The sequence below is a fragment of the Micromonospora salmantinae genome, assembly GCF_022230905.1.
Lineage (GTDB): Bacteria > Actinomycetota > Actinomycetes > Mycobacteriales > Micromonosporaceae > Micromonospora > Micromonospora salmantinae.
The window spans coordinates 88053-110937 of the sequence record NZ_JAKKFG010000019.1 but is presented as its reverse complement, the minus strand read 5'-3'; the positions used below and the strand labels follow the sequence as shown (position 1 = coordinate 110937).

General features: G+C 72.0%; 26 protein-coding genes. 8 read left to right on the top strand and 18 right to left on the bottom strand.

Annotated features, from left to right (window positions below; genetic code table 11):
* Positions 1 to 14 precede the first annotated feature (14 nt).
* A complete protein-coding gene (locus PSH03_RS16490) occupies positions 15 to 863 on the top strand; it encodes a hypothetical protein (RefSeq protein ID WP_238689661.1) in 849 nt (282 codons plus the stop codon).
* A 25-nt stretch (positions 864 to 888) separates the two neighbouring features.
* On the opposite strand, the gene PSH03_RS16485 is transcribed toward PSH03_RS16490, so the two are convergent.
* From PSH03_RS16485 to PSH03_RS16465, 5 genes are all read right to left on the bottom strand, one after another.
* A complete protein-coding gene (locus PSH03_RS16485; RefSeq protein ID WP_238689660.1) occupies positions 889 to 1416 on the bottom strand; it encodes an ATPase in 528 nt (175 codons plus the stop codon).
* A 114-nt stretch (positions 1417 to 1530) separates the two neighbouring features.
* Positions 1531 to 1977, bottom strand: coding sequence for a response regulator (locus tag PSH03_RS16480; protein ID WP_210785148.1), 447 nt, complete (start codon positions 1975 to 1977; stop codon positions 1531 to 1533).
* Between the two features lie 84 nt (positions 1978 to 2061).
* On the bottom strand, positions 2062 to 2409 hold the full coding sequence (locus PSH03_RS16475) for an STAS domain-containing protein (RefSeq protein ID WP_238689659.1): 348 nt from the start codon (positions 2407 to 2409) through the stop codon (positions 2062 to 2064).
* Positions 2410 to 2526: 117 nt separating this feature from the next.
* Positions 2527 to 3564 (bottom strand): cobalamin B12-binding domain-containing protein, encoded by a 1038-nt coding sequence (locus tag PSH03_RS16470; RefSeq protein ID WP_238689658.1) that lies wholly within the window; start codon positions 3562 to 3564, stop codon positions 2527 to 2529.
* Positions 3561 to 5318 carry a PP2C family protein-serine/threonine phosphatase gene (locus PSH03_RS16465; RefSeq protein ID WP_238689657.1) on the bottom strand — a complete coding sequence of 586 codons (1758 nt, stop codon included), beginning with the start codon at positions 5316 to 5318 and terminating at the stop codon, positions 3561 to 3563. Before PSH03_RS16465 ends, PSH03_RS16470 begins: the two co-directional genes overlap by 4 nt.
* Positions 5319 to 5530: 212 nt before the next feature.
* Here PSH03_RS16465 and PSH03_RS16460 point away from each other — a divergent pair, with 212 nt between their 5' ends.
* Complete coding sequence (locus PSH03_RS16460) at positions 5531 to 5869, top strand: STAS domain-containing protein (RefSeq protein ID WP_238689656.1); 339 nt, start codon at positions 5531 to 5533, stop codon at positions 5867 to 5869.
* A 76-nt stretch (positions 5870 to 5945) separates the two neighbouring features.
* Here the strand turns inward: PSH03_RS16460 and PSH03_RS16455 are convergent, their stop codons facing one another.
* Positions 5946 to 6260 carry a hypothetical protein gene (locus PSH03_RS16455; RefSeq protein ID WP_091408152.1) on the bottom strand — a complete coding sequence of 105 codons (315 nt, stop codon included), beginning with the start codon at positions 6258 to 6260 and terminating at the stop codon, positions 5946 to 5948.
* Between the two features lie 201 nt (positions 6261 to 6461).
* Here PSH03_RS16455 and PSH03_RS16450 point away from each other — a divergent pair, with 201 nt between their 5' ends.
* From PSH03_RS16450 to PSH03_RS16440, 3 genes are all read left to right on the top strand, one after another.
* Complete coding sequence (locus PSH03_RS16450; protein ID WP_210785143.1) at positions 6462 to 7439, top strand: DUF2267 domain-containing protein; 978 nt, start codon at positions 6462 to 6464, stop codon at positions 7437 to 7439.
* A gap of 103 nt (positions 7440 to 7542) precedes the next feature.
* Entirely contained in the window at positions 7543 to 8337 is a 795-nt protein-coding gene (locus PSH03_RS16445; protein ID WP_238689655.1) for a spermidine synthase, read from the top strand.
* A gap of 58 nt (positions 8338 to 8395) precedes the next feature.
* Positions 8396 to 9490: an AI-2E family transporter gene (locus PSH03_RS16440; protein WP_238689654.1), complete on the top strand. Its 1095-nt coding sequence runs from the start codon at positions 8396 to 8398 to the stop codon at positions 9488 to 9490.
* A gap of 76 nt (positions 9491 to 9566) precedes the next feature.
* Here PSH03_RS16440 and PSH03_RS16435 read toward each other — a convergent pair whose 3' ends face one another.
* From PSH03_RS16435 to PSH03_RS16420, 4 genes are all read right to left on the bottom strand, one after another.
* Positions 9567 to 10868, bottom strand: coding sequence for an NAD(P)/FAD-dependent oxidoreductase (locus PSH03_RS16435; protein ID WP_238666780.1), 1302 nt, complete (start codon positions 10866 to 10868; stop codon positions 9567 to 9569).
* A gap of 54 nt (positions 10869 to 10922) precedes the next feature.
* Positions 10923 to 13076 (bottom strand): amylo-alpha-1,6-glucosidase, encoded by a 2154-nt coding sequence (locus PSH03_RS16430; protein ID WP_238689653.1) that lies wholly within the window; start codon positions 13074 to 13076, stop codon positions 10923 to 10925.
* A gap of 93 nt (positions 13077 to 13169) precedes the next feature.
* On the bottom strand, positions 13170 to 13697 hold the full coding sequence (locus tag PSH03_RS16425) for a GNAT family N-acetyltransferase (RefSeq protein WP_238689652.1): 528 nt from the start codon (positions 13695 to 13697) through the stop codon (positions 13170 to 13172).
* Positions 13698 to 13766: 69 nt separating this feature from the next.
* Positions 13767 to 14489, bottom strand: a complete 723-nt coding sequence (locus PSH03_RS16420) for a VOC family protein (RefSeq protein WP_238689651.1) — start codon at positions 14487 to 14489, stop codon at positions 13767 to 13769.
* 162 nt (positions 14490 to 14651) lie between these two features.
* Between PSH03_RS16420 and PSH03_RS16415 the strand changes: the two genes are divergently transcribed.
* The gene (locus PSH03_RS16415) at positions 14652 to 15059 is read left to right on the top strand and encodes a pyridoxamine 5'-phosphate oxidase family protein (protein WP_238689650.1); all 408 of its coding nucleotides are present in this window, start codon (positions 14652 to 14654) and stop codon (positions 15057 to 15059) included.
* A 91-nt stretch (positions 15060 to 15150) separates the two neighbouring features.
* Here PSH03_RS16415 and PSH03_RS16410 read toward each other — a convergent pair whose 3' ends face one another.
* From PSH03_RS16410 to PSH03_RS16390, 5 genes are all read right to left on the bottom strand, one after another.
* On the bottom strand, positions 15151 to 15444 hold the full coding sequence (locus PSH03_RS16410) for a DUF6510 family protein (RefSeq protein WP_210785135.1): 294 nt from the start codon (positions 15442 to 15444) through the stop codon (positions 15151 to 15153).
* Positions 15445 to 15480: 36 nt separating this feature from the next.
* The gene (locus tag PSH03_RS16405; protein WP_210785156.1) at positions 15481 to 16245 is read right to left on the bottom strand and encodes a ferredoxin reductase; all 765 of its coding nucleotides are present in this window, start codon (positions 16243 to 16245) and stop codon (positions 15481 to 15483) included.
* A gap of 7 nt (positions 16246 to 16252) precedes the next feature.
* A complete protein-coding gene (locus PSH03_RS16400) occupies positions 16253 to 16852 on the bottom strand; it encodes a sulfite oxidase-like oxidoreductase (protein ID WP_210785134.1) in 600 nt (199 codons plus the stop codon).
* 75 nt (positions 16853 to 16927) lie between these two features.
* Positions 16928 to 17953, bottom strand: a complete 1026-nt coding sequence (locus tag PSH03_RS16395) for a TerC/Alx family metal homeostasis membrane protein (RefSeq protein ID WP_210785133.1) — start codon at positions 17951 to 17953, stop codon at positions 16928 to 16930.
* A gap of 217 nt (positions 17954 to 18170) precedes the next feature.
* Positions 18171 to 18581, bottom strand: coding sequence for a DUF2267 domain-containing protein (locus PSH03_RS16390; protein WP_238660011.1), 411 nt, complete (start codon positions 18579 to 18581; stop codon positions 18171 to 18173).
* Between the two features lie 153 nt (positions 18582 to 18734).
* Between PSH03_RS16390 and PSH03_RS16385 the strand changes: the two genes are divergently transcribed.
* Complete coding sequence (locus tag PSH03_RS16385; RefSeq protein WP_030332551.1) at positions 18735 to 19007, top strand: DUF2795 domain-containing protein; 273 nt, start codon at positions 18735 to 18737, stop codon at positions 19005 to 19007.
* Between the two features lie 42 nt (positions 19008 to 19049).
* Complete coding sequence (locus tag PSH03_RS16380; RefSeq protein ID WP_210785131.1) at positions 19050 to 19715, top strand: DUF1345 domain-containing protein; 666 nt, start codon at positions 19050 to 19052, stop codon at positions 19713 to 19715.
* 267 nt (positions 19716 to 19982) lie between these two features.
* On the opposite strand, the gene PSH03_RS16375 is transcribed toward PSH03_RS16380, so the two are convergent.
* From PSH03_RS16375 to PSH03_RS16365, 3 genes are all read right to left on the bottom strand, one after another.
* The gene (locus PSH03_RS16375) at positions 19983 to 20651 is read right to left on the bottom strand and encodes a hypothetical protein (RefSeq protein WP_238689649.1); all 669 of its coding nucleotides are present in this window, start codon (positions 20649 to 20651) and stop codon (positions 19983 to 19985) included.
* Positions 20652 to 20702: 51 nt separating this feature from the next.
* The gene (locus tag PSH03_RS16370) at positions 20703 to 21677 is read right to left on the bottom strand and encodes a pirin family protein (protein ID WP_210785129.1); all 975 of its coding nucleotides are present in this window, start codon (positions 21675 to 21677) and stop codon (positions 20703 to 20705) included.
* 118 nt (positions 21678 to 21795) lie between these two features.
* Positions 21796 to 22812, bottom strand: coding sequence for a hypothetical protein (locus PSH03_RS16365; RefSeq protein ID WP_238689648.1), 1017 nt, complete (start codon positions 22810 to 22812; stop codon positions 21796 to 21798).
* Positions 22813 to 22885 lie beyond the last annotated feature (73 nt).

Sequence of the window (22885 nt, the reverse complement as noted above, 5' to 3'; positions counted from 1 at the left end):
TTTAGCCTCGTCAGGTGCATCCCGACGACCCCTCCGCCCAGAAGCTGACCGACGCGCGCCCGACCACCCCCTCGGACGACGCCGCATCAACCGAACGGACGATCGGCCGTCACCGCGCTTCCGAACCGTCGCGGCGCGCCCTGCTGGGCTCGACCCCGGTGCGGGTGGCGCTGGCCACCGGTGTCACCTGCTGCCTCAGCCTCGTCGCGGTCGCCACCGCGCGAGGCAACGACGACGCCCCCCGTACGGTCGAGCCGCTCGCCGAGGCGGTGGCCGACCGCGCCGCCATCGCCGATGAGCGCGCCTCCCGGTCGCTGGACCGCGACGCCGCCCCCGCCCGGGTCCTGCCCAGCCCGACGGCGAAGCCCACTCCCACTCCCACCGCCGTCCGCAAGGTGCCCAAGAAGCCGGTCAAGCCCCGCCGCCCCCGGCCGGTCGCCGGCCTCGACCAGGCACAGATGGACAACGCGAAGATCATCGTGGACGTCGGCCTGGAGATGAAGATGCCGCGTCGCGCCCTGGTGGTGGCACTGTCCACCGCGATGCAGGAGAGCAACCTCTACAACCTGGCCAGCGACGTCCTCCCGGAGTCGGCGGAGTACCCGAACCAGGGCAGCGGCTCCGACCACGACTCGGTCGGGCTGTTCCAGCAGCGGCCCAGCAGCGGCTGGGGCACTGTGGCCCAGCTGATGCGCCCGTCGTACGCCGCGCGGGCCTTCTACACGGCGCTCAACGAGATCCCCGGCTGGCAGGACCTGAGCGTCACCGCCGCCGCCCAGTCCGTGCAGATCTCCGCGTATCCCGACGCGTACGCCCAGCACGAGGACCGGGCGACCACTGTCGCGGCGGCGCTCACCGCCTGAGCGGGGGCACGCACGCCCGCACGTCTCAGCTACGGCCCGACGGTGACTCCGCGCCCGCGTCCGCGTCCGGGCCGCCGACCCCGACCCGGCTGCCCGGCACCCCGGCGGCTGCGGTGGGGGTGTCGGCGGGCACCTGGTCGACAGTCACCTGGCTGAGGATCTCGTCCACCCGCACCTCGCGCCGTCGACGGGCGTCCAGCGCCGCCTCGAAGTCACGTCGGGCCTGCACAGCCTCCGCGTACGCCCGCTCCCGCACCCGCCGTGCCTCCTCGCGGGCCTCGTCCAGCTCGGCGCGAGCCTCGGCCAGGATCTCGGCGGCCTCGCGACGCACCGCGCCACCGAAGTGCCGGGGGGCGGTGGCGTCGCCCAGGTCGAGTCGTTGCAGCAGCGCGCTGAGCGAGGCTGCCTCCTGGCGGATCTCGTCCCACTCCCGGGCCGCCCCGGCCGCGCCCTCGGCCCGCGCCGCCAGCCGGGACAACCGGATCCCCAACTCGTCCAGGCAGTAATCCACCTGCCGCTGGTCGTAACCGGTCTCAACGACGGAGAACCTCATACTGTCGCCCCCCAGGCAGCTGCTGTTACTTCCCCACCTGGATCCTCGGCCGCGACCGCTCGCGCCGAGGGTGTTCGGGAAAAATGTTCAGCATGCGCGCAGGTGGCGCGGGCCTCAGATGCGCTTGGGCAGCACGACGACCCGGCCGAAGAACTCGTCGATGCGGCGAACCACGTCGTTGAAGTCGTCCAGGTCGATCGGCTTGGTGACGTACGCGTTGGCCTGCAACGTGTAGCTGCCGACGATGTCGGTGTCGGCGTTGGAGGTGGTCAGCACGACGATCGGGATGGTCCGCAGATCCTCGTCCTGCTTGACCGCCCCGAGCACCTGCCGACCGTCCATCCGCGGCATGTTCAGATCCAGCAGGATCACGTCCGGTCGGCGGGCCTGCTCGTGCCGGCCCTCGGCGCGGAGAAACTCCATCGCCTCCTCGCCGTCACTCACCACGTCGATGATCTTCTCGACGTCGGAGTCCGCCAGCGCCTCCTCGATCATCAGCACATCACCCGGATCGTCGTCGACCACCAGGATGCGTACCGGCTGCGGGCTGTCTACGCCCATCACTACCTGCCTCGGAGTCGGCGGAGACGGGACCCTGACGGTCACCGCGTTGGCGGGGAAATGCTGGCGGGGAAATCTAGCCCATCAGGAAGCACTGCGGGACGCGGGGTCGACCGACTCCGGTTCGTAGCGCAACACGTCGGCGAGGCCGGTCACGCCCAGCACCCGCTCGACCCGCCCGTGGGCGCCGGTGAGCCGGAGCCACCCACCGTCGGCCGCCGCCTGATTGTCGCCCCGGACGAACACGGCCATACCGGTGGAGTCGCAGAACGTGAGGTCCGTCAGATCGAGCAGCACCCGGGTCTTGCCCGCCGCGGTGAGCCGGTCGATCGCGGCGCTCAGCTCGGGGGCGGTGCTCAGGTCCAGCTCGCCCACGAGCCGCAGGCAGGCGCCACCACCGTCGCGCTCGACGTAGTTGACGCTGAACGTCACCGTTCTCCCCCTCGCTCCACCCTCGGGTGGGACGTTTGCAGTCCGGCAAGTATACGCAGAGGTGACTCGTCCGCCGCCGAGCGCGGTGATCGATCCGGATGCCACCGGCGGGTCGGGTCAGCGCGCGGTGCCGGGCAGCGCCGCGCATCCCAGCGCCAACGCCCGCGCCGCCCGGGGGAAGTCCCGCAACGCGGCGGCGTAGTGCTCCAGCGGCAGGACGACCGCCCCGGCGGGCACCCCACGACTGCCCAGAATCCCCAACAGCCACTCCACGAACTCGGTGAACAACGAGGGGTCGTCGACGTAGACCGCCGCCGCCAGGAAATCCACTATGTGGCCCAGATCGCTCACTGTCGCGTCGAGCTGCGCGGCGGTGTACGCCCGCGCCGCCGGCACCCGCTGCCGCAGCTCCGCCAATGCGCTGTCGATCAGCTCGCCGCGACGGCGCACCAGGCTGGCGTACTCGTCGTCGGCCAGGTGGGCCAGCCGGGCCGGCGGCGCCCCGCGCAACGCCCGCTCGTCGGCGATCAACTCGGCTGCGGAGGGCGCGTCCGGCGCCCAGGCCACCCCGAGCCGACGCGCCCACCGGCCATCAGTGCCGAACCCACGCCCGCCGACCACCACCGGCACGTCCGAGCGGCGGCAGGCCTCGATCATCCGGTGGGCGCACGGCAGGCGCATCGGCAGCGCGCACGCCAGCGCGACCGCGTGCGCGTCGTAGCGGTGCAGGTACGACACGAGGTGCGCCGCGGGGACGCTGGCGCCCAGGAAGGTCACCTGCCACCCGCGTAACCGCAGTATCTCGGCCACCAGCCGGGGCGGCAGCGCGTGCCACTCGCCGTCCATGCAGGCGACCACGACCCGGCCACCGGTCGGCCGCGCTTTGACGTGCGCGGAGACCGCCGCCACCACCTGCTCGCTGATGTGGGTGGCCGCGTGCTCCTGGGCGACGCTCCACTCGTTTCGCGCCCATCGCTCGCCCACCTCGGCCTGGGCGGGCGCGACCAGGTCGAGCAGCACCCGCTCCGCCGGGACGCCCGCGTCGAGCAGGCCGATCGCCAGGTCGGTAGCGGCGTACTCGTCCGCGTCGGCAAGGTGGTCCAGGTACCCGGAGTACGCCTCGCCGAGGTCGGTGGTGGCCGTGGCGGCGGTCACGCGTCAGTCCCCTCCGTCTGGCCGATGCCGGCGGGCACCGAGTGCAGGTGCCGTGCACCGCGACCGCCCAGGCCGGCCGCCCGCAGCGCCAACACGGCGATGTCGTCGTGGTCGCCCTGTGCCAGCCAGTCGCAGGTGAGCTGCTCGACCCGTTCGGCCAGGGCAGGCGCGGGCATCCGGTGGCAGTCGGTCAGCGCGCTGACCAGCCGCTCCGCGCCGAACTGCTCGTCGCCGCGCCGGCCGCCCCGGGCCTCGGTCACCCCGTCGCTGTAGAGCAGGCAGGTCTCGCCCGGCGCCAGCCGCACTGTCACCTCCCCGACGCGGGGGTCGGGGACCACTCCGATCAGCATGCCGCGCAACGGCACCGTCTCCACCTCGCCGGAGGCGCGCAGCACCAGTGGTGGCAGGTGCCCGCCGCCGGCCATGGTGAGGGTGAGGCCGCCGTCGCGCTCCGGGCGGGCCACGCCGAGCACGATCGTGGCGAAGCGGCCCTGGCCGTGCGCCTGGGTCGTCTCCAGCAACGCGTCGTTGAGCAGCCGCAGCAGCCGCTCCGGGTGAGACTCCAACCGGTGCAGCGCCTGGAGGCACTGGCGCAGTTGGCCGGTGAAGACGGCGGCTTCGACGCCCTTGCCCGACACGTCACCGAGGAAGAACACCGAACCACCGTCGGTGAGCCGGTGCGAACCGTAGAAGTCGCCGCCGATGCGCAGCCCCGCCTGCGCGGGCCGGTACGCGGTGCCCCACTGCACACCGGCGGCCTCGACCGGCTCGACAGGCAGCAGGCTGGCCTGGAGGGTGTCGGCCACCTCGGCCTGGTCGCGGTAGAGCAGCGCGGTGGTCAACGCGGCACCGGCGCGGGCCGCGAACGCGCGGACCAGCTCAACGTCGTCCTCGTCGTACCAGCGGGTGGCGCGACGGGCCACCAGCAGCACCCCGACCGGCGCGTCACGCCCCGGCAGCGGGACGACCCGGGCGGCGCTGTCGGTGCCGGCCAGCCCCGGCAGCCAACCGGCGTCGACCGCCTGCTCGACCAGCCAGTCCACCGCGTGCGGCTCGGCCCCGGTCAACCCGTCGGCGATGGCGCTCGGCAGCTCGCCGCCGACCAGTACGCCGCTGTCCACCGTCGGCACCTCGTCGTCGGTGCGCGACGCCCGCCACCAGCGGGCGCGCCCGGCCCGCGGGGCGAGCACCAGCACCGCCACCTCAGCCAGGGTCGGCACGGCGAGTCGGACGACCGCGGCGGCCGCCCGATCCGGGTGCAGCGGGTTGCCCAGCTTGTCGCCGACCACTGCGAGGAACGCCGAGCGGGCCCGTTCGGCGAGCAGCGCGTCGGCGCGACTGACGCTGTCGGTGACGTCCTCGACGTACCAGCAGCAGCGGTCACCAGAGAGCGGCACCTGGCGCGCGGTGAGCCGGCGCTCGCGGTGGGTGAAGCTTCCGGGGACGCCTTCGCTCAACCCGGGTACACCGGCCGCGCTGAGCAGCTCGCCGGGCGTCACCTCGGGCAGCAACCGCTCAGCCACCGGGCTGACGTGCCGCACGACGCCATCGGCGTCGCAGACCACCAGGCCCTCCCGGAAGTGCTCGACGACCTCTAACCAGTCGGGCGTGGCCTGCCCCCGGTCGGGGGCCAGCGGTGGCAGGGCCGCGGTGGGGCGACGAACGTCGGCGGACCACGCCGAGGGTCGTGTCGTGCTCGGCGTGGAGAGCCGTCCGTCGCCCGGGTCCCAGTCCCTGACGTCGGAAGCAGTCACCAGCTGAGCCTCACTCCTTGTCGTTCACCGAACCCGTGCCGGAACCGGCGTCCACTGTCAAAACTCTCCAGCCACCCTACGCCCGAACCCGGAAAGCGGCATCTCGCGGCAGGTGGCGGGCATCGCCACGGCGGGGGGCGGCGGACGAGGGACACGCGGCCGTATCGCCGCCCCCGCTTTGCGTTCTGTCGGTCGACAAGGAGAATGGTGGGATGCCCGACCAGCTGTTGACCATCGAGACAACCCGGCTCGCCGCCGGGAACGTCCGACTCCGGCTGACCGGCGAACTCGACTACGACAGCGCGCCCGAGCTGATCGCCGCGGCGGCCGAGCTGCGCGGCGACGACGCCCCGGTTCTCGTCGACCTGACCGGGGTGACCCTCTGCGACTCGTCCGGGCTCAGCGCGCTGCTGGTGGTGCAGCACCGCGCCGCCGGGGCGATCCGACTGACCGGGGTCAGCCCTCAGCTTCAGCGGATGCTGGACCGCACGGGCCTGAGTGAGTTGCTGGCCGAGGCGTACGCCGACGACGACGTGCGCGCCATCGGTTGACCCGCAGGTCACCCCCGGGAAGCGAGACGGGGTGGCCCCCGACCCTGGGACCTGGGGTCGGGGGCCGGAGGAATGTCTAGGGTGCCGTCATCGGCTGGAGCCGGGGGCCGTCCTCACGCAGCTCGCCGATCGGGGCCGCGTCCACGTCCTCGGGCTCCCCCGAGTCGGGCGTCTGGTACAGGTAGCGGACGAACTGCCCACCCGCCTCGTTGTCGTCCGCGCCGGGCCACTGACCGATGCAGTCCATCCCGATCACCTCGCGGCCCGTTCCGTCGGCCTCCTCGAGCAGCGCCCAGAGGCTCACCGGGTAACACCTGGTGACCTCGGGTGTGAGCTGCCAGCGGGCGTACCAGCCGGGTCGAGCGGGGACGATCTCGACAACTTCCTTCATGACGACCTTCCTTCCGCGTACCTCGGAAGAATCTCCGGTCCTGACCCGATCGTGCGGGCCGTGCGGGTGAGCGCCCCTCACCCCCGCCGGATGAAGCGTGGGGCAGGCCGCTCCGACCCGGCCGGCGGCCTCTGTTTCCTTCTCCGGGACGGCGGGAAGGCGACTGGCGCAGCCACGATCCCCAGCGGAAGGGATGCCAGCATGCGCAAGCAGATGGAGGGCGACAACCAGAGGCGTCGGGCACTGGCCCGGCAGGCCCGGGAGCAGAATCGCCAGCCCAGCGAGATCGGCGCCAGTCTGAGCGCGTCCAAGCAGCTCACGAGCCTTGATGCGGGTAAGCGGGCCGGCCCACCAGCGGCCGGAGCGCACAAGTCGGACACCACGCGCGGCGGGCCGGCACCGCCGCCGGTCGGTAGCGCCGACAACCCGCGACCGCAGCCGTCCCCGCCGAGCGGCGCGTCCGGTGTGAACAGCATGGGTTACCACGACCTGGTCGACGAGGTCCGGCGTCGCGCCGGGGTCGACTTCAAGACCGCCAAGGTGGGCACCGAAGCGACCGTGTTGGTCCTCGCGTTCGCCCTGGAGGCCGCCGAGCGGCAGCGGCTGCTCGCCGCGGTGCCGGCGTCGCTGCACGACGTGCTGCCGGTCGACGGCATCGAACGGCACCAGGACCTGCCCGGCTTCCTGGCCGAGGTGGGCCGGATCAGCGGCAACACCCCGGAGCAGGCCCGGTACCAGGCCGAGGCGACGATCGCCGCGCTCGCCGAGCAGGACGGCGACCTGGTCGAGTCGTTGCACGTACCCGACGGGTTGCGCGACCTGCTGAACCCGCCGGAGGCCGGCGGCGGCCTGGTGGGCGCCTCCACCACCACACCCACCCTGGACGCCGACGAGATCAGCGCGGCGCTGGACGACCTGCCCTACTGGGCCGGCGACAGCCAGGGCCTCTACCGGGTGGTCGCGCTGCCGCCCGACAACCTGGACCGGGTGCTGGCCCGCCTCGACCGGCTGCGCCAGGACAACGGCCGCGGCCCGAGCATCGGGCGTCCGGGCGACACCGCCGCCGTGTTGACGGTACGGACCAGCCAGGCCAACGGGGTCACCGCGCTCGACGTGGACCTCGCCCGCCAGATCGACGACGCGATCGACGAGGTGGGGGCCGGGATGGCCGGCGGCTGACCGCCCACCACGACACCGTCGGGCCGGCGGGCCGGGGGCGACCCCGCTCCGCCGGCCCGTCCGCCGTGCCGGGTGCGCCGTGGGCTCGGCTAGCGTGCCAGTCATGAACCGCGCCGCCGACCGGCTGGAGCTGGTCGCCGACCCGGTCCGCCGGACCGGGCGGACGCTGCTGTCCGCCGGCGTCGAGCAGTCGTACGTGGATGTCGAGGATCCTCGGCACCTGCACTTCGAGTACGTCCGGCGGATCGCCTCGGCGGTGGAGGTGGCGGCCCCGGCCGGCGCCCCGCTGAACGTCCTGCACCTGGGTGGCGGCGCGTTGACGCTGCCCCGCTGGCTGGCCGCCACCCGGCCCGGCTCCCCGCAACGGGTCGTCGAGCGGGACGCGGCGGTGGTCGAGTTGGTTTCCCGGGAGTTGCCGCCGGTGCCGCCGGAGGTGCGGGTGGAGGTCGCCGACGCCCGGGAGGCACTGACCGGCACCCCGGACGGCCGGTACGACCTGGTGATCGCCGACATCTACCGCGCGGCCCGGATGCCCCGGCACGTGCGCACCGTCGAGTTCGCCGCCGAGGTGGCCCGCGTCCTGCGCCCCGACGGGTCGTACCTCGTCAACGTCACCGACCTGCCTCCGCTGGTCGGTACCCGGGCGCAGGTGGCCACCTTGCGGGCGGTCTTCGCCGACGTGTGCGTGGTCGGGGACCGGCGGATGCTGCGTGGCCGCAGGTACGGCAACCTGGTGCTGGCCGCGACCTCCCGCCCCGGCGGGCTGCCGGTGGCCCGGCTGGCGGTGGCCGCCCTGCGCGACCCGGTGCCCGGCGGGCTGCTGCACGCCGCCGCGCTCGACACGTTCGTCGCCGGCGCCCACCCGGTCACCGACGAGGACGACAACTCCCGCCACTGATCGCCGTTGTGCCCGCAATGCCGGGTTTCCGACGGCCCGCGCGGGGAAGGCCCGCCGGATGAGCGACGTCGACGATCGGGCGACCGGCCGCCGAACTCTGATCGTCATCGGTCTGGTGCTGGCGACCGCGCTCGCGCTGGGATTCGTGTACGCGACCCGGCGGGTGCTGGTCTGGGCGGTGGTAGCCGCGTTCTTCGCCGTCGCGCTCAAACCCCTCGTCGACCGGCTGCAACGCCGCTTCGTCCGGCGTCGGGCGCTGGCCACACTGCTGGTGTTCCTCGCCGCGTTCGTGCTCCTGGCGATCCTGGCCGCGCTCATCCTGGTGCCGTTGTTCGGGGAGTTGGGCCGCTTCGCCGACCGGGCACCCGAGCTGCTGCGGGAGGCCCGCGCCGGACGGGGCCCGGTGGGGCAGGCGCTGGAGCGCACCGGGGCACGCCGCTACGTCAGCGAACACTCCGAGCAGTTGCGCGACCTCGGCGGGCGGCTGCGCCAACCCGCGGTCGGTGTGCTGCGCGGCGTCGTCGAGTCGGTCGCCGGGCTGGTCACGGTCATCGTGCTCGCGTACCTCATGGTGTTGGAGGCGCCGCGGATCACCCGCGGCCTGCTCGCGGCGGCCGGGGACGGTCAGGGTGAGCGGCTGCGCCGGGTGGGCCGGGAGGTGTCGCGCACCGTCACCGGCTATCTCACCGGGAACCTGCTGATCAGCGTGATCTGCGGGGCGTTGACCTTCGTGGTGCTGACCCTCACCGGGGTGCCCTTCGCGGCGGTGATCGCCCTGCTGGTGGCGGTGGCCGACCTGATACCGCTGGTCGGGGCGACCCTCGGCGCGGTGATCGCGGCCGGTGCCGGTTTCCTGCACTCCCCCACCGCCGGGGTGGTGGTGCTGGTCTTCTTCGTGGTCTACCAACAGGTGGAGAACCACCTGCTCCAGCCGCTCATCCTGTCCCGCGCGGTCCGGCTGAACCCGTTGACGGTGCTGGTCAGTGTGCTGCTCGCGGCGGAGCTGGCCGGTCTGCTCGGCGCGCTGCTGGCCATCCCCGCCGCCGGCATCGTCCAGACCCTGCTGCGCGAGTACGGCCCGCGTCGGCTGCGGCCCGCCCCGCCGGCCGGTCCGGCCGCGCGGTCCGCGCGGCCGGCCAACTCCACCGACTGACCGTCGCGGCCGGCCCGCTCCGCGACGACCTGGTCGGGGCCCGCCCTGCTCCCGACTACCTGGCCGGGAGCCCGGCTCAGCGGGACCGGGTCGCGACCTCGGGTGTGGTGCTCTCCAGCGGCACCGCGTTGGCCGGCACCAGCCCCAACTGGACCGCGGAGCGGGTCAACGCGGCGTCCAACGCCCAGTCGGCGCTGACCCGGGTGCGGTTTCCCGGCATCGCCATCAGGTGGTACGCCCGGGTGACCGCCTTGGCCGGCAACCCGGCCAGGTTGACCTGCAACGGGTTCGCCGCCGCGTCCTTGCCACCCAGGTCGACGACCCAGCCCAGGTCGTGGTGCTTGTACGGCTTACGGCGGCCGAACCCGTACGACGCGGCGATGTTGTACGCCGCGCGCTTGCCCTGCCGCTGCGCGTGCTGGGCGGTCATCCCACACACCTTGCCCGGATTGACGAGGTCGGGCACCGCGGCGGCGTCACCGCAGGCAAAGACCTCCGGATAGCCGGGAACGTTGAGGAACTCGTCGGTGACCAGTCGGCCCCGGTCGGTCCGTAGGCCCAGCTCGTTGACGAACGGGTCGGGGCGCACCCCCACACACCACACCAGGGTGCAGGTCGGCACGTACTCGCCGTCGGTGAGCTTCACCCCGTCGCAGGTCGCCTCGGCCACCGAGGTACCCATCCGCACGTCCACCCCACGCCGGTTGAGCACCTTGTGCGAGGTGTCCGACATCCGCTTGTCCAACTCCGGCAGCACCCGGGACGCCACGTCGAGCAGCATCCAGCGGGGTCGGACGGTGAGCCGGGGCCGCTGGGCGTGCAACGCGTCGGTGAACAGCTGCCCGTGCGCCGCGACCTCGGTGCCGGTGTAGCCCGCCCCGACCACCACGAACGTGGACCGGGCCTGCTGCTCGGCCGGGTCCTCGGCCTGCTCGGCCAGCTCGAGCTGCCGGACGATGTGATCGTGCAGGTAGACGGCCTCGGGGAGGCCACGGAAGCCGTGCGCGTACTCGGTCACCCCCGGGATGGGCAGCAGCTTGTTGACGCTGCCCACGGCCAGCACCAGCCGGTCGTACGCCAGCCGGTTCTTCTCCCCCTCGGCCTGGGTGAAGCCGACCCACCGGTTCTGCAGGTCGACGTGGTCCGCCTCGCCGACCACCACCCGTACGCCCTTGAGCGTCCCGGTCAGCGGCACGGCGATCCGTTTGGGCTCGACCACCCCGGCCGCCACCTCGGGCAGCAGCGGCAGGTACAGGAAGTAGTCGGTGGAGTTCAGCACCACGATCTCGGCCCGATCCCGGGCGATCCGGCTCAACGTCTTCGCCGCGTGGTAACCGGCGAACCCGGCCCCCACGATCACCACACGAGGTTTCGTCATTGCGGGCCGTTTCCCGTCGGAGCCCGCGACAAACGTCCTACGCGCCAGCCGTGCTCAGCTCGGCTGAAGCCGGACGTGGCCGCTGCGACCGATCGCCTCCAACTCCCACTGTTGGCCGAACGCCCGGACCCGCTCGGCGGCGATCCGGCCCAGTTCCTCCGGGACGTCCGGATCGAGGACCAGCCGGCCGTTGACCGGGTTCACGCCGAGCATGGCGCGGATGAGGGCCAGCGGCGTGCCGGCCGCCCACGCCTGCGGGCTGCACGCGGTCGGGAACGGCACGGCGAAGAGCAGCCGCTCCCGATCGAACCCGCTGAGCGCCTCGGGCAGCCGGTGACCGAACTGTTCGGCCGCCTCGATCATCGCCAGGCTGATCCGGTTCGACTCGGCCCGGTAGCCGTACCGGGCCAGGCCGAGCGCGGCGATGGAGTTGTCGTGCGGCCAGACCGTGCCCAGGTGGTAGCCGAGGGCGTTGTAGAGCCGCTCCTCCCGCGACAGCGTGCGGATTCCCCAACCGGAGAACATGTCCGGCGACATGAGTTGACGCACCACCGCGTCGGCCCGCTCCGCTGGCACGATCCCGCTCCACAGCAGGTGACCCATGTTGGAGGTCTTGGAGTCGACGCGGTTCTTGTCGCCGTCCAGGGCGACCGCGTAGTAGCCGCCCCGTTCCTCGATCCAGAAGTCCTGGTTGAACCGCTCGTACAGGGTGTTGGCCTCGTCGCGCAGCCGGCGCGCCAACGTGGGATTGTCCAACGGCCCGTCGAACAACTCGGCCAGCCGCAGCTTGGCGTCGTAGGTGTAGCCCTGGAGGTCGCTGGTCGCCAACGGGAGCACGGGGATTCGGCCGTCGGCGAAGCAGACGCCGTCCGGGGAGTCCCGCCAACACTGGTTGCCCAGCCCCTCGGGCGACCGGGTGGCGTACTCGACGTAGCCGTCACCGTCCCGGTCGCCGTACTCGTCGATCCAGCGCAACGCGGCCACCGCGTTGTCCCGCAGGTGCCGGACGGTCTCGTCGTCGCTCGTCCAGCGCCAGTACTCGGAGAGCAGGATCAACCAGAGCTGAGTGGCGTCGGCAGTGCCGTAGTACGGCCCGAACGGCTTCTCGCCGCTGCGGGTCAACTCGCCGCTGCGCACCTCGTGCAGGATCTTGCCGGGCTCCTCGTCGGTGAAGTCGTCGCACGTCTCACCCTGAAGCCGGGCCAGAGCGAGCAGCGTGCCCTTCGCCAGCGCGGGCCCGGCGACGAGAGTCTGGTACGCGGTGATCAGGGTGTCCCGCCCGAAGACGGCGAGGAACCAGGGCAGTCCGGCACCGGGGAGGAGAATCCGCTGACCCTTGACCTCCAGGTCGAGCCGCAACGCCGCCAGGTCGCTGCGGGACTGCCGCACCGTGTGCTCCAACGCCGCGTTGTCGCTACGCAGCACCGCCCGGTCCTCCAGCCACCGGCGCAGCGGGTCGTCGGCCCGGCCGTGAATGACGTCGGCGATGTCGCCCCGGACCGGCTCCACCACCCCCATCCCGGGCGGCAGCGGCACGTGCAGGTCGACCTGCCACTCCTCGCCCTGGCCCAGGCTCAGGTCCCAGACCAGGTCGTCGCCCTCGATGCGGTCGGCTGGCTTCGCGCAGCACACCCGGGTCTGGGCGGAGAAGTCGCCGCGCTGGTAGGAGAAGCACAGCTCTGACCCGTCGGCGGCGTGCTCACGGCTGATCTCGGCGGAACGGTCCCGGACCGTCGACTTGATCTCGAACAGGTCGGCGAAGTCGGCGGCGACGGCCAGCCGCAGCTCCACCCGGACCGGCTCCCGCCGGAACGAGATCAGTTCCACGCGTTCGTGAAACCCGTCGCCGACGTAGCGCAGTCGCCGCACGCCCAGCGTGTTCGGCGGCAGCCCGGGCAACTCCGGGTTGGTGAGGACGTACTGCGCGGAGTAATGGTCGATGGTCTCGGCGCGCAGCAGCAACAGCTCACCGCCGTTGACGGTCAGGTTCCAGCCACTGATCAGGCGGGTGTCCAGGTGGACGAGCCCACCGATGCTGCCGGTCGGCACATCCCCGCACGCGTTGGAGTACAGGAACGTGGGCCCGCTGAGCACCGCGAGCGAGTCGGGGCCCAACTCGGGCGGGATGGCCCGCTGATCGGCGCTGTCCGCCGCCACGGCGGACAGACCGGGGAGGGGGTTGGCAGGGGTCGCGCGAACGGCAGCCATGCACCCACCGTAGGAAGGACAGTACGGGGCGTCATCACCCGGTCCGGGTGAAAGGTCCGCTGCTCCGTCGGCCCGGCGCGGCCGGGCCGAAGGTCAGGCCGGGGTTGGTGCGGTGATCGCCCAGCGCTCGTGGTCGCGCCAGGCGCCGTCGATGAACAGGTAGTCCGGGGAGAAGCCCTCCAAGCGGAAACCGAGCTTGCGGGCCACCCGCCGCGACGGCTCGTTGCCCGGTTGGATGTTCGCCTCCAGCCGGTGCAAGCCGACCGAGGTGAACACGTGGTCGATCACCAGGGCGACGCCCGCCGACGCGTGCCCGGTCCCGCTGTACGGCAGAAACGCCGCGTACCCCAGGTAGCCACCACGCAGCGCACCGAGCACGATCCCGCTGATGTTCACGTAGCCGGCGATCTCGCCGCTGGCCCGGTCGCAGATCAGGTAGCCGGCGCTGTCGCGGCGACGGATCCGGCGCAGATAGAGCTCGTACTCCTCCGGGCTGGTCGGCGCGGCCAACCAGGGGTGGTGCAGGTCCCGACTGCGCCGCGCGGCGGCGACGAACTCGTCCGAGTCGGTGGGCCGGGGTCGCCGGATCGCGGCGGGACCACCGGTACGCAGGTACCTCACGGCGGACCACTCTGACCGACCGGTGCCGCTGTTGTCCAACCAGCCGCCGCGGGCGCGTCGCGACGCGGGCTAGCGGGACGTCAGCAGGCTGAACTCCTGACCATCGGGGTCGGCCAGCACGACTCGGCCTGCCCCATCCTGGTCGGTGTCGACTCGCGTCGCCCCGAGCGACAGCAGACGGTCGACCTCGACCTGCCAAGCGACGTCGACACCCGGTGCGATGTCGAAACGCACCCGATCCCTGCCTCCGTTCGACATGTACGGCGGACCGCCCCAGGAGATCTTCGTGCCGCCCCGCGGCGACTGGATCGCGGTCTCCTCGTCCTGGTCCCAGACCAGCGGCCAGCCCAGCGCAGCACTCCAGAAGTAGCCGACGGCCTGCGAACCGTCGCAGGCCAGCGCACCGACGAAGCCGCAGCCAGCGAGGAACCTGTTGCCCGGTGCGATGACGTCGAACTCGTTGCCCTCGGGGTCGGCGAGCACCACGTGATCGATCTCCGAGCCCTGCCCGATGTCGGTGTGCCGTCCGCCGAGTTCCAGTGCCCTGGCCACCGTCTGCCGCTGGCCCTCCAGCGAACCGCTGGTCAGGTCGAAGTGCATCCGATTCTGGACCACCTTCGGCTGGTGGTTCACGGCGAAGCGGATGTGGTACTCGTTGTCGTTGGCGGGCAGGAGCAGGACGCCGTCGTGTGGATCGTCGACGATCTCCCGCCCCAGGAGCCCGGCCCAGAACTGCGCGAGCCGCAGAGGCTCGCTCGCGTCGAAGCTGATCGCGAACAGGTGTGCGGTCATCGCTGCGCTCATCTCCCATCGACCGGACGCCGTGACAGCCGTCCGAGCCGGAGCCTAGGGGTGTGCCAGATCGACCGCACCCGAGTTTCGGCCGCCGCACGCGGCCCCACATCAGTTGACAGACCGTCGTCGGGACGTGCGGGGTTGTGATCCACTGGCCCGGTGAGCCGAACCCCCTCCATCCCCCCGGCCGACGTCGAAGAGCGACTGTCGCGGGAGCTGAACGTCTGGCTGTGCACGGTGCGGCGCGACGGGTCCCCGCACCTGACGCCGGTCTGGTTCGTCTACCTCTCGACGACGTTCTGGGTCGGTTGCGAGAGCCGCAGCGTCAAGGCCCGCAACGTCGTGGCCGACCCACGGGTGTCACTGGCCTTGGAGAGCGGCAACGCGCCGGTGGTGGCGGAGGGTGCCGCCCACGTGCACCGGAGTGGATTCCCGAGAATTGTCGCCGAGGCGTTCGCGCGCAAGTACGACGGCTGGGACGTCGGCCAGCAGGTCGGCCCGGACGGCGAGCGGGCGTTGCTGGAGATCCCCGTCCGACGGTGGCTGCTCGCGGGCACCGCACAGTGAGCCGTCGAGGCGAGAATCGGCGGATCCCACAGCGCCACGCCATCGACCGGTGCTCGTCCGGCCATCCTGCCTCAGCCGGGCGAGCGTTTCGTCAGAGCGGGCCGGGGAACGTCTGCTCCATCGGCATCGGCACCTGGAGGTAGGTGGTGCCGCGCATGTCCAGCCAGGCCCGGTCCGGCCCACGCACCAGACGCACCATCACCTCCTCGCAGGAGGGGCAGCGTGCGACGAGACCCGGGGCGTTCGAGTAGACGTGCAGGCTGGCCATCGACCCGGTCGTCCCGCAGTTCTCACAGCGGCCCATCGCGCTGCTCAGGTCGACGGTGAACAGCTCACGCATCGGGCCGTCGAGCATGTTGCCGTCCAGGTACGACATCTCGGTCATCGAAATCTCCTCGGCACTGCGTGAGCGAGCGGGTGGTCAGCCGGTGGGGCCGAAGCGTTCGGTCTTGACCCGACGGGACGGGTGACCCAGCCCCACCAGCAGGTCGGCGACGGTCTCCACGAACGCTGTCGGGCCACAGACGTAGGTGAGTGGTTCCAAATCCGGCGGCCACCCGTGCGTGTTGACGTCGGCGAGCCCGATCCGGTGCGGCTCACCACGCCAACCCTCGGGTGCCTCACGGGTGTAGACGTACGCGACGTCGAGGCCGAAGTCGTCGCGGACCCGGCGGCGCAGCTCGTCGGCGTAGATCACGTCGCCGGGGGTGCGCACCGAGTAGATCAGCCGGAACGGTGCCTTGCTGCCCACCGCCCGCCGCGCCCGGATCATCGCCATCAGCGGCACGATCCCGGAGCCACCCGCGACGAGCTGCACCGGCGCGCTCTCCTCGGGCCGCCAGATGAACCAGCCACCGAGCGGTCCGCGGACCTCGACCGGGTCGCCGGCCCCGAAGACATCAATGAGGTACGGCGACACCTCGCCGTCGTGCACACGCTGCACTGTCACCTCGATGCGCGGTCCTCCCGGCCCGTCCACGGCCGGCCCGGCGATCGAGTACGACCGGGCCGCCTGGTAACCGTCCGGGGCGGTGAGCCGCAGGTCGACGTGCTGCCCGGGCAGGTGCCCCGGCCAGTCCGGCACCTCCAGCACCAGCGTCTGCGCGGTCGGTGTCTCCACCCGGCGCTCCACCAGCCGGCCGACCTGCCAACGGTTCGGCGTACGACGCTGGGTGTTCGTCGCCACGGCGCGCTCAGTCACCCTGGTACCGCTGTTCGCGCCACGGGTCACCGTAGTCGTGGTACCCGGCGGTCTCCCAGAACCCGGGCTCGTCCATCGTCTTGAGCCGCAGGCCGCGCACCCACTTGGCGGACTTCCAGAAGTACAGGTGCGGCACCAGCAGTCGCGCCGGCCCGCCGTGCTCAGCGGGCAGCGGGGCGCCGTCGAAGGTGTGCACCACCCAGGCCCGGCCGCCGCGCAGGTCGTCGAGCGGCAGGTTGGTGGTGTACCCGCCGTAGGAGTGCGCCAGCGCGAAGTGCGCCCCCGTATCGACGTCGGCGAGCAGCGTGTCCAGCGAGACGCCCTGCCAGTTGGTGCCGAGCTTGGACCAGCGGGTGACGCAGTGGATGTCCACCATCGGCGTCTCCTGTGGCAGGGCCATCAGCTCCTGCCACGACCACCGGTGTTCGCTGCCGTTCTCGGCGGAGATGACGAACTCCCAGGTGTCCAGTGACACCCGGGGCGTCGGGCCGGCCGAGAGCACCGGAAAGTCCTCGGTCAGATACTGACCGGGTGGCAGGGCCGGCTCCTGCGTTCGGGGCCGACCCTGAAAGCCCGGTGACACGATTCCCATTGCACAGTCGTACCACCCGCGCCGGTGGGGGCGGGAGCTTTCCCGCGTACCCCGTCGTCAGCCGGCGCGTCGCGGTCAGTGCCGTTCCGCGACGACCTTGCGGTCCTCGGGCAGGTCGCCACCGCGGGTGGAGCGCAGGCTGGTCACCGTGACCACCACCAGCACACCGATGATCACGCCGAGCGAGGCCAGGGTGGGGATCTGCGGCACGCTGTCCCAGATGCCGTGCGCCCAGTGCAGACCCAGCTTGAGGCCGATGAACGCCAGGATGATGGCCAGGCCGTAGCTGAGGTGCACCAGCCGGCTCAGCGCCGCATGCAGGACGAAGTAGAGCGCCCGCAGGCCGAGCAGGGCGAACGCGTTTGTGGCGAACACCAGGTACGGGTCCTCGGTGATGCCGTAGACGGCCGGCACCGAGTCGACAGCGAAGACGATGTCGGTGGCCAGCACCGCGACCACCACCAGGGCGAACGGCGTGAGTGCCCGCTTCGCGCCCTGTCGGACGGTCATCTTGGTGCCGTGGTAGTCGTCGACCACCGGCATGAACTTGCGCAGCAGCTTCACCGACCGCATCTTGTTGATGTCGACTTCCTGCTGATGCCCGGACATGGCATCGCGCAGCAGCTTCACCGCTGTGGCGATGAGGATGATCGCGAAGAGCAGGAAGGCGAAGTCGAGGGTCTGCAACGCCGCCGCGCCGAGGGCGATGAAGACGGCCCGCAGCACCAGCGCGCCGGCGATGCCGTAGAGCAACACCCGCTGGGCGAGCACCGCCGGCACCGCGAACGCCGCCAACAGCAACATGAAGACGAAGAGGTTGTCGACCGAGAGCGACTTTTCCACCAGGTAGCCGGTCAGGTATTCGACGCCCTGCTGGGAGCCGAATCGCGACCAGATCCAGCCGCCGAACGCCAACGGCAGCGCTATGTAGAACGCCGACCAGCCGATGGCCTCCCGCATGGACACCTCGTGCGGGCGGCGGGTGACCAGGAAGTCCAGCACCAACAGCAGGAGGACCCCGATGATGGTGACCGCCCACAGCGTGGGCGTGCCCACCGACGACAGGTCACTGGCGGCGGACAGATACGACACTTGACTCATGTGGGGTCTCCTCGAACACCGTCATGTTCGAGGTCTCCTTCACCCACCACCTGGTGGGCAACCACCCGAGGCGCGCCGGGCGCGCCGTACTGACCGGAATGGTTCGTGGGAAGTACTCCCCTCGCACGACAAGGTTAGGTCAGGCGCAATCGCCACGCCAAGCGGGACATCGCTGGTTGCCCTGGTAAACCGCTGTGTGTGCCCGGTACGAGCGCTGTCAGCCGCGGCGCAACGTCGCGCCCGGGGCCATCGCCTGCTCGACCAGGCCCCGATAGTCCCGTGGCAGTTGGGTCACCACGTCGTCGAACTCACCGCCGGTGATCGCCTCGCGCAGGGTGGTGAAGACCGCCCGGCTGGCGTCCTCGGCGGCGGGCTCCGGCACACCGGCGCGCAACGCGACCCGGGCGACGAACTCCGCAGCGCCGAACCGGTCCGCCTGCTCGGTGCTCGGGCTCGGCTTGAGCACGAGTTGCAGCGGTTGGGGCAACTGGGCGGCCAGGTCCAGGACCTCACCGCCGGTCAACCGCTCGGCGAACGTCTCCAACACGGCCCGGGTCAGCTCGACCGCCCGCTCGGACGACGTGGCGGTGCGCTGGGAAACCTGGTCGATGAAGGTGTCGTAGTTCATCGCGTACTCCCTTGCTCGCGTCGGCGTCTGCGGGTACCCGCGCCGGCCGAGGAGAAACGGCGCCGGTTTCCTGCGCCGGGCGGGCGTGACCGGCCGGCGGGCGGGTAACCGCCGCCGGTCGTCACCACATCGATGCCCGAGGGAGCCCACGCCATGGCGAGCTACGCCGACGTCCTGCAGTACCTGTCGAGCCTGGACTACCCGGCCGAGAAGGACGACGTGGTCCGCGAGGCCGAACGGGAGGGTGCCCCGCCGGACGTGCTGAAGGCGCTGCGCGCCCTGCCGCCGGTCGACTACGCCAACGGGACCGAGGTGGCCCGGTCGGCCGGGATCGAGGCGGCGCCCGAGGTCGGCCCCGCCCAGCGGGCCGAGCAGGCCCGGGACAAGAAGCACAACCGGGTCTCGCAGCACCTGCGCGGCATCTGACCCGGCGGTGGCGCCCACCACCCCGCCCCGGCAGCGTCCCGAGTGACCCAGACCGGCCCCGACCGGCCAGCGGACGTGCGTTTCCCGGCTGCGAAGCAGCTCGCCGTTGTGGCGGTGGTCGGGGTCATCGCCGGCTTCGTCTTCGCGCTGCTACTGCCCCTACCGCTCGCCGCGCTGGCCGGCTGGGACGTGGGCGCGCTGAGCTGGCTCGTGCTGGTCTGGCACAAGATCTGGCCGATGGACGCCGAGCGGACCGCCCAACTGGCCGTCCACGAGGACCCGAACCGGGCGATCCGGGACAGCCTGCTGCTCGTCGCCTGCCTGGCCAGCCTGCTGGCCGTCGGGTTGGTCGTGGCCAGCGCGCAGAGCGCGCCCCCCGGGATGGCCCGGGAGCTGCACAGCGGCGTGGGCGTGCTCAGCGTGGTGCTCTCCTGGTTCGTGGTGCACACCGTGTTCGCCGCCCGGTACGCCCGGATCTACTACACCGGCCCGGACGGCGGGGTGAACTTCAACCAGCCCGAACCGCCGCGCTACTCCGACTTCGCGTACGTCGCGTTCACCATCGGAACGACGTTCCAGATCTCCGACACCAACCTGACCAGCAACGAGATGCGTCGTACGGTGCTGCGCCACTCGATGGTGTCGTACCTGTTCGGCGCGTTCATCATCGCCGTGACCGTGAACCTGTTGGCGGGTCTGGCGCGGTGAGAGGGACTCAGCCGGCCGCCCGGACCCCCGGAGCGTGACACGGGGCGGGGCCGATCGAAGGGCCGGGACAGGCGGGCGCCCCTGGTCACGAACCGCGACCCAGGGCGCCACGCAAGCCTGCCCAGGCGGTGAACCGCATCCGAACCGGTCGCGGTCACCAGGCGGTGGAGGTCCGCTCGAACCGAGCGGCCAGCACTGCCGGGTCCAACCATACGGCAGAACATCCTCCGTTTGGTCAGAATTTGGGGAAGTGTGGGCCAGGGCACGTCACGGCCGACCGGTCACCTCCGCGTACCGGTGCTCCAGGTCGACCCGGGCCAACGCCCCCACCAACCAGGCCAACTGCTCGGACTCGCCAGTGGCCAGGCCGGCCAGGTCATCCGCCGACCTGCCCAGCCCGAGCCGACGCGCGGCAGCCAGCGCCCGCCGGTCGGCGACCGGGGCCACCTCCCGCCACAACGCCTGCGCCTCGCGGAGAAACAGGACGACGACCTGATCGTCCACGCCCGGAAGCTCGGCCAGCAGCGCGCGCTCCCGGACCGGGTCGTGGTGCGCGACCGCCCGCAGCCGGCGCAGATCACCCCGGTACCGCTCGATCACCGTCCGGGCCAGGTCACCCAGCACAGCGGCCAGCGCGTCCACGTCACCGCGCTGGCCGCTGGCGCGCAGCACCCGGACCCGGTCCTCGTGCAGCGAACGCGCGAGCCGGGCCGCGTTGTCCCACCCCTCGTCGCGCAACGCCCGTGCCCCGTCCAACGCCCGCCGGAAGTCACCACGACGGGCCAGCAGCACCGACAGGTACAGCACCTGGAAGAGACTCGCCGGGTTGTTGGTCACCCGGAACCCGTACTGCTCGGCGAAGCCCCGCCCGCCACCGGCGAGCCGGCGCGCCAGACGTTTACGGTCCTCCACCGGAGTGATCAAACTGGTCGCCATGCCGGCGACTACCCGCGCCACCAGGGGTCACACACCGGCCGCGCGTGCCCGTCACCCGTGCATGCCGCCGGTGCGGTCGCGGGCCTTGAGGCGGGTCGTGGGCAGGGCGGGCGCCGGCAGCGGCGGCGCCGAATCGTCGGCGACCACACCGAAGCGCCCGTCGCCGGCCATCCAGTCCTCCCGGGCGGCGGCGATCTCCTCGTGTGACCGGCCCACGAAGTTCCACCACATCACCAACGGCTCCTCGAACGGCGTTCCGCCCAGCAGCAGCAACCGGGCCCCGGCCCCGCCCCGCACTGTCAGCTCCCGGCGGCCCGAGCCCAGATACAGCAGCGCCCCCGGTTCGAACCCGACCCCGGCCGCCTCCGCGGACCCGGACATCGCCAGCACGGCGTACTCGAAATCGGGCCGCAACGCCATCGTCGCCGGCGCCTCGCCGCGCAGCTCCAACTGCACCCCCACCAGCGGGGTGTGCACCACTGCCGGTGACCGCTCCCCGGCGAACTCGCCGACCAGCACTGTGACGTCCAGATCGCCGTCCCGCCAGCGCGGCAGGTCGGCGTGGTGCGCGAAGTCGGCCGCTCCGGCCCGCGCCGGGTCCGGCAGCGCCACCCAGAGCTGCACACCGTGCATCACCGGCGGATGGGTGGCCGGCGAGCGCTCCGAGTGGGCGATACCGTTCCCGGAGGTCATCACGTTCAGTTGGCCGGGCACGATCGGCTGCACGTTGCCGAGGCTGTCCCGGTGCAGAATCTCGCCGTCGAGCAGCCAGGTCACCGTCTGCAGCCCGGTGTGCGGGTGCGGCGGCACCTCCATACCGGGCCGCTGCGCCACATCGTCCGGGCCGAAATGATCGACGAAACACCACGCGCCAACCATCCGGCGGGCGCGCTGCGGAAGCAGCCGCCGCACCGTGGTGTACCGACCCAACGGCACGTCGTGGCCAGGCAACAACACACTGCCGGGATCGACGTCGGCCACGCCAGGCGGTCGGGTCTGCGCCAGCATTGATTCAGTACGCTCCACCGCCCGACTGTACGCGCACGCCCATTCGCGACCGCGGTGCTTCCAGCCGAGGGCGGGCGGGTTCACCAGCCCGTGGTTGTCAGGGTCGGCTGGCCGGCGTGGGCTGGCCCGGCGTGGGTTACCGGTTGCTGGAGGAGACCAGCACGCTGTTGGCACCGGCGACCAGGTCCAGGTACAGGCGCTCCGCCGACCGGTCCCAACCCGGCGTACCCAGCACCGAGCCCGCGGCCACCCCATCCCAGCGGTCGTCGCGTACCACCACCGAGCCGGCGCCGGCTCCCGCCCGAACCCGTACCGGAGTCTCCCCCGGGACCCGCACGTCGAGCTGGCTGGTCCCACCGGTGAGTCGTACGGTCAGGATGGTGGCAGGCTGGTCTGAGCGCGGGCCGGTGGGGTTGCCGGGGCCGGCGGCGGTGATCGGTGGCAGGAGAATCTCGGTACGGCTGGAACCCCCGGCGAGTTCCACGCCCAGCAGCCGGGCCCGGGTCAGGTCCAGCACCTGACTGCTCACCCCGCCAACGAGGTGGACACGCCAGGCGACCCGCTCGTTGAGCAACACCCGCACCGCCCGTGGCCCGCGCGTCCCGGACTCCACGAGGTCGAGCCGCACGGTCTCCCCCTGCACCGCCGGTCGGCCCGCCACGCCCGAGCCCGCCGGGGTACTGATCCGGTACAGGTCATCGCCCAACTCGGCCACCCGCAGCTCGAACGAGTGCAGCCCATCCGCGAGCACGAAGGTGCCCTTCTGCCGACCCGCCAGCGGCGCTGTCAACAGTTGCTCGCCAGCAGCGCCCGCACCACCGCGGCGCCCCTCAGCCGCGTCCGGGTCAGCGACGCCACCTGGGCGGCCGCCGTCACCGGGGCCAGTGCCGTCCGGGCGAGTGCCGTCCGGGCGAGTGCCGTCCGGGCGAGTGCCGTCCGGGCGAGTGCCGTCGGGTTGGCCGGAGTAGGTCATGCCGAGGTGGTCGGGATCGGCAACGATCACGGCCACCGCTGCCGCACCCAGGAGCAAGACGACGGCGGCAGCAGCCACCAACAGGCGTACACCGGTGGACCACCGTCGCGGTGCGGCCCCACCGGACGGCTCCGGCGCTGACTCCGGTTCGCGATCCGCGCCGTACCCCACTGCGGCCATGCCTGTGTCCCTCCGCCGGTCCCCGTCCAGGGGTACGTACCCGCCGGCCGATCGGATCACTCGGCGCCGATCA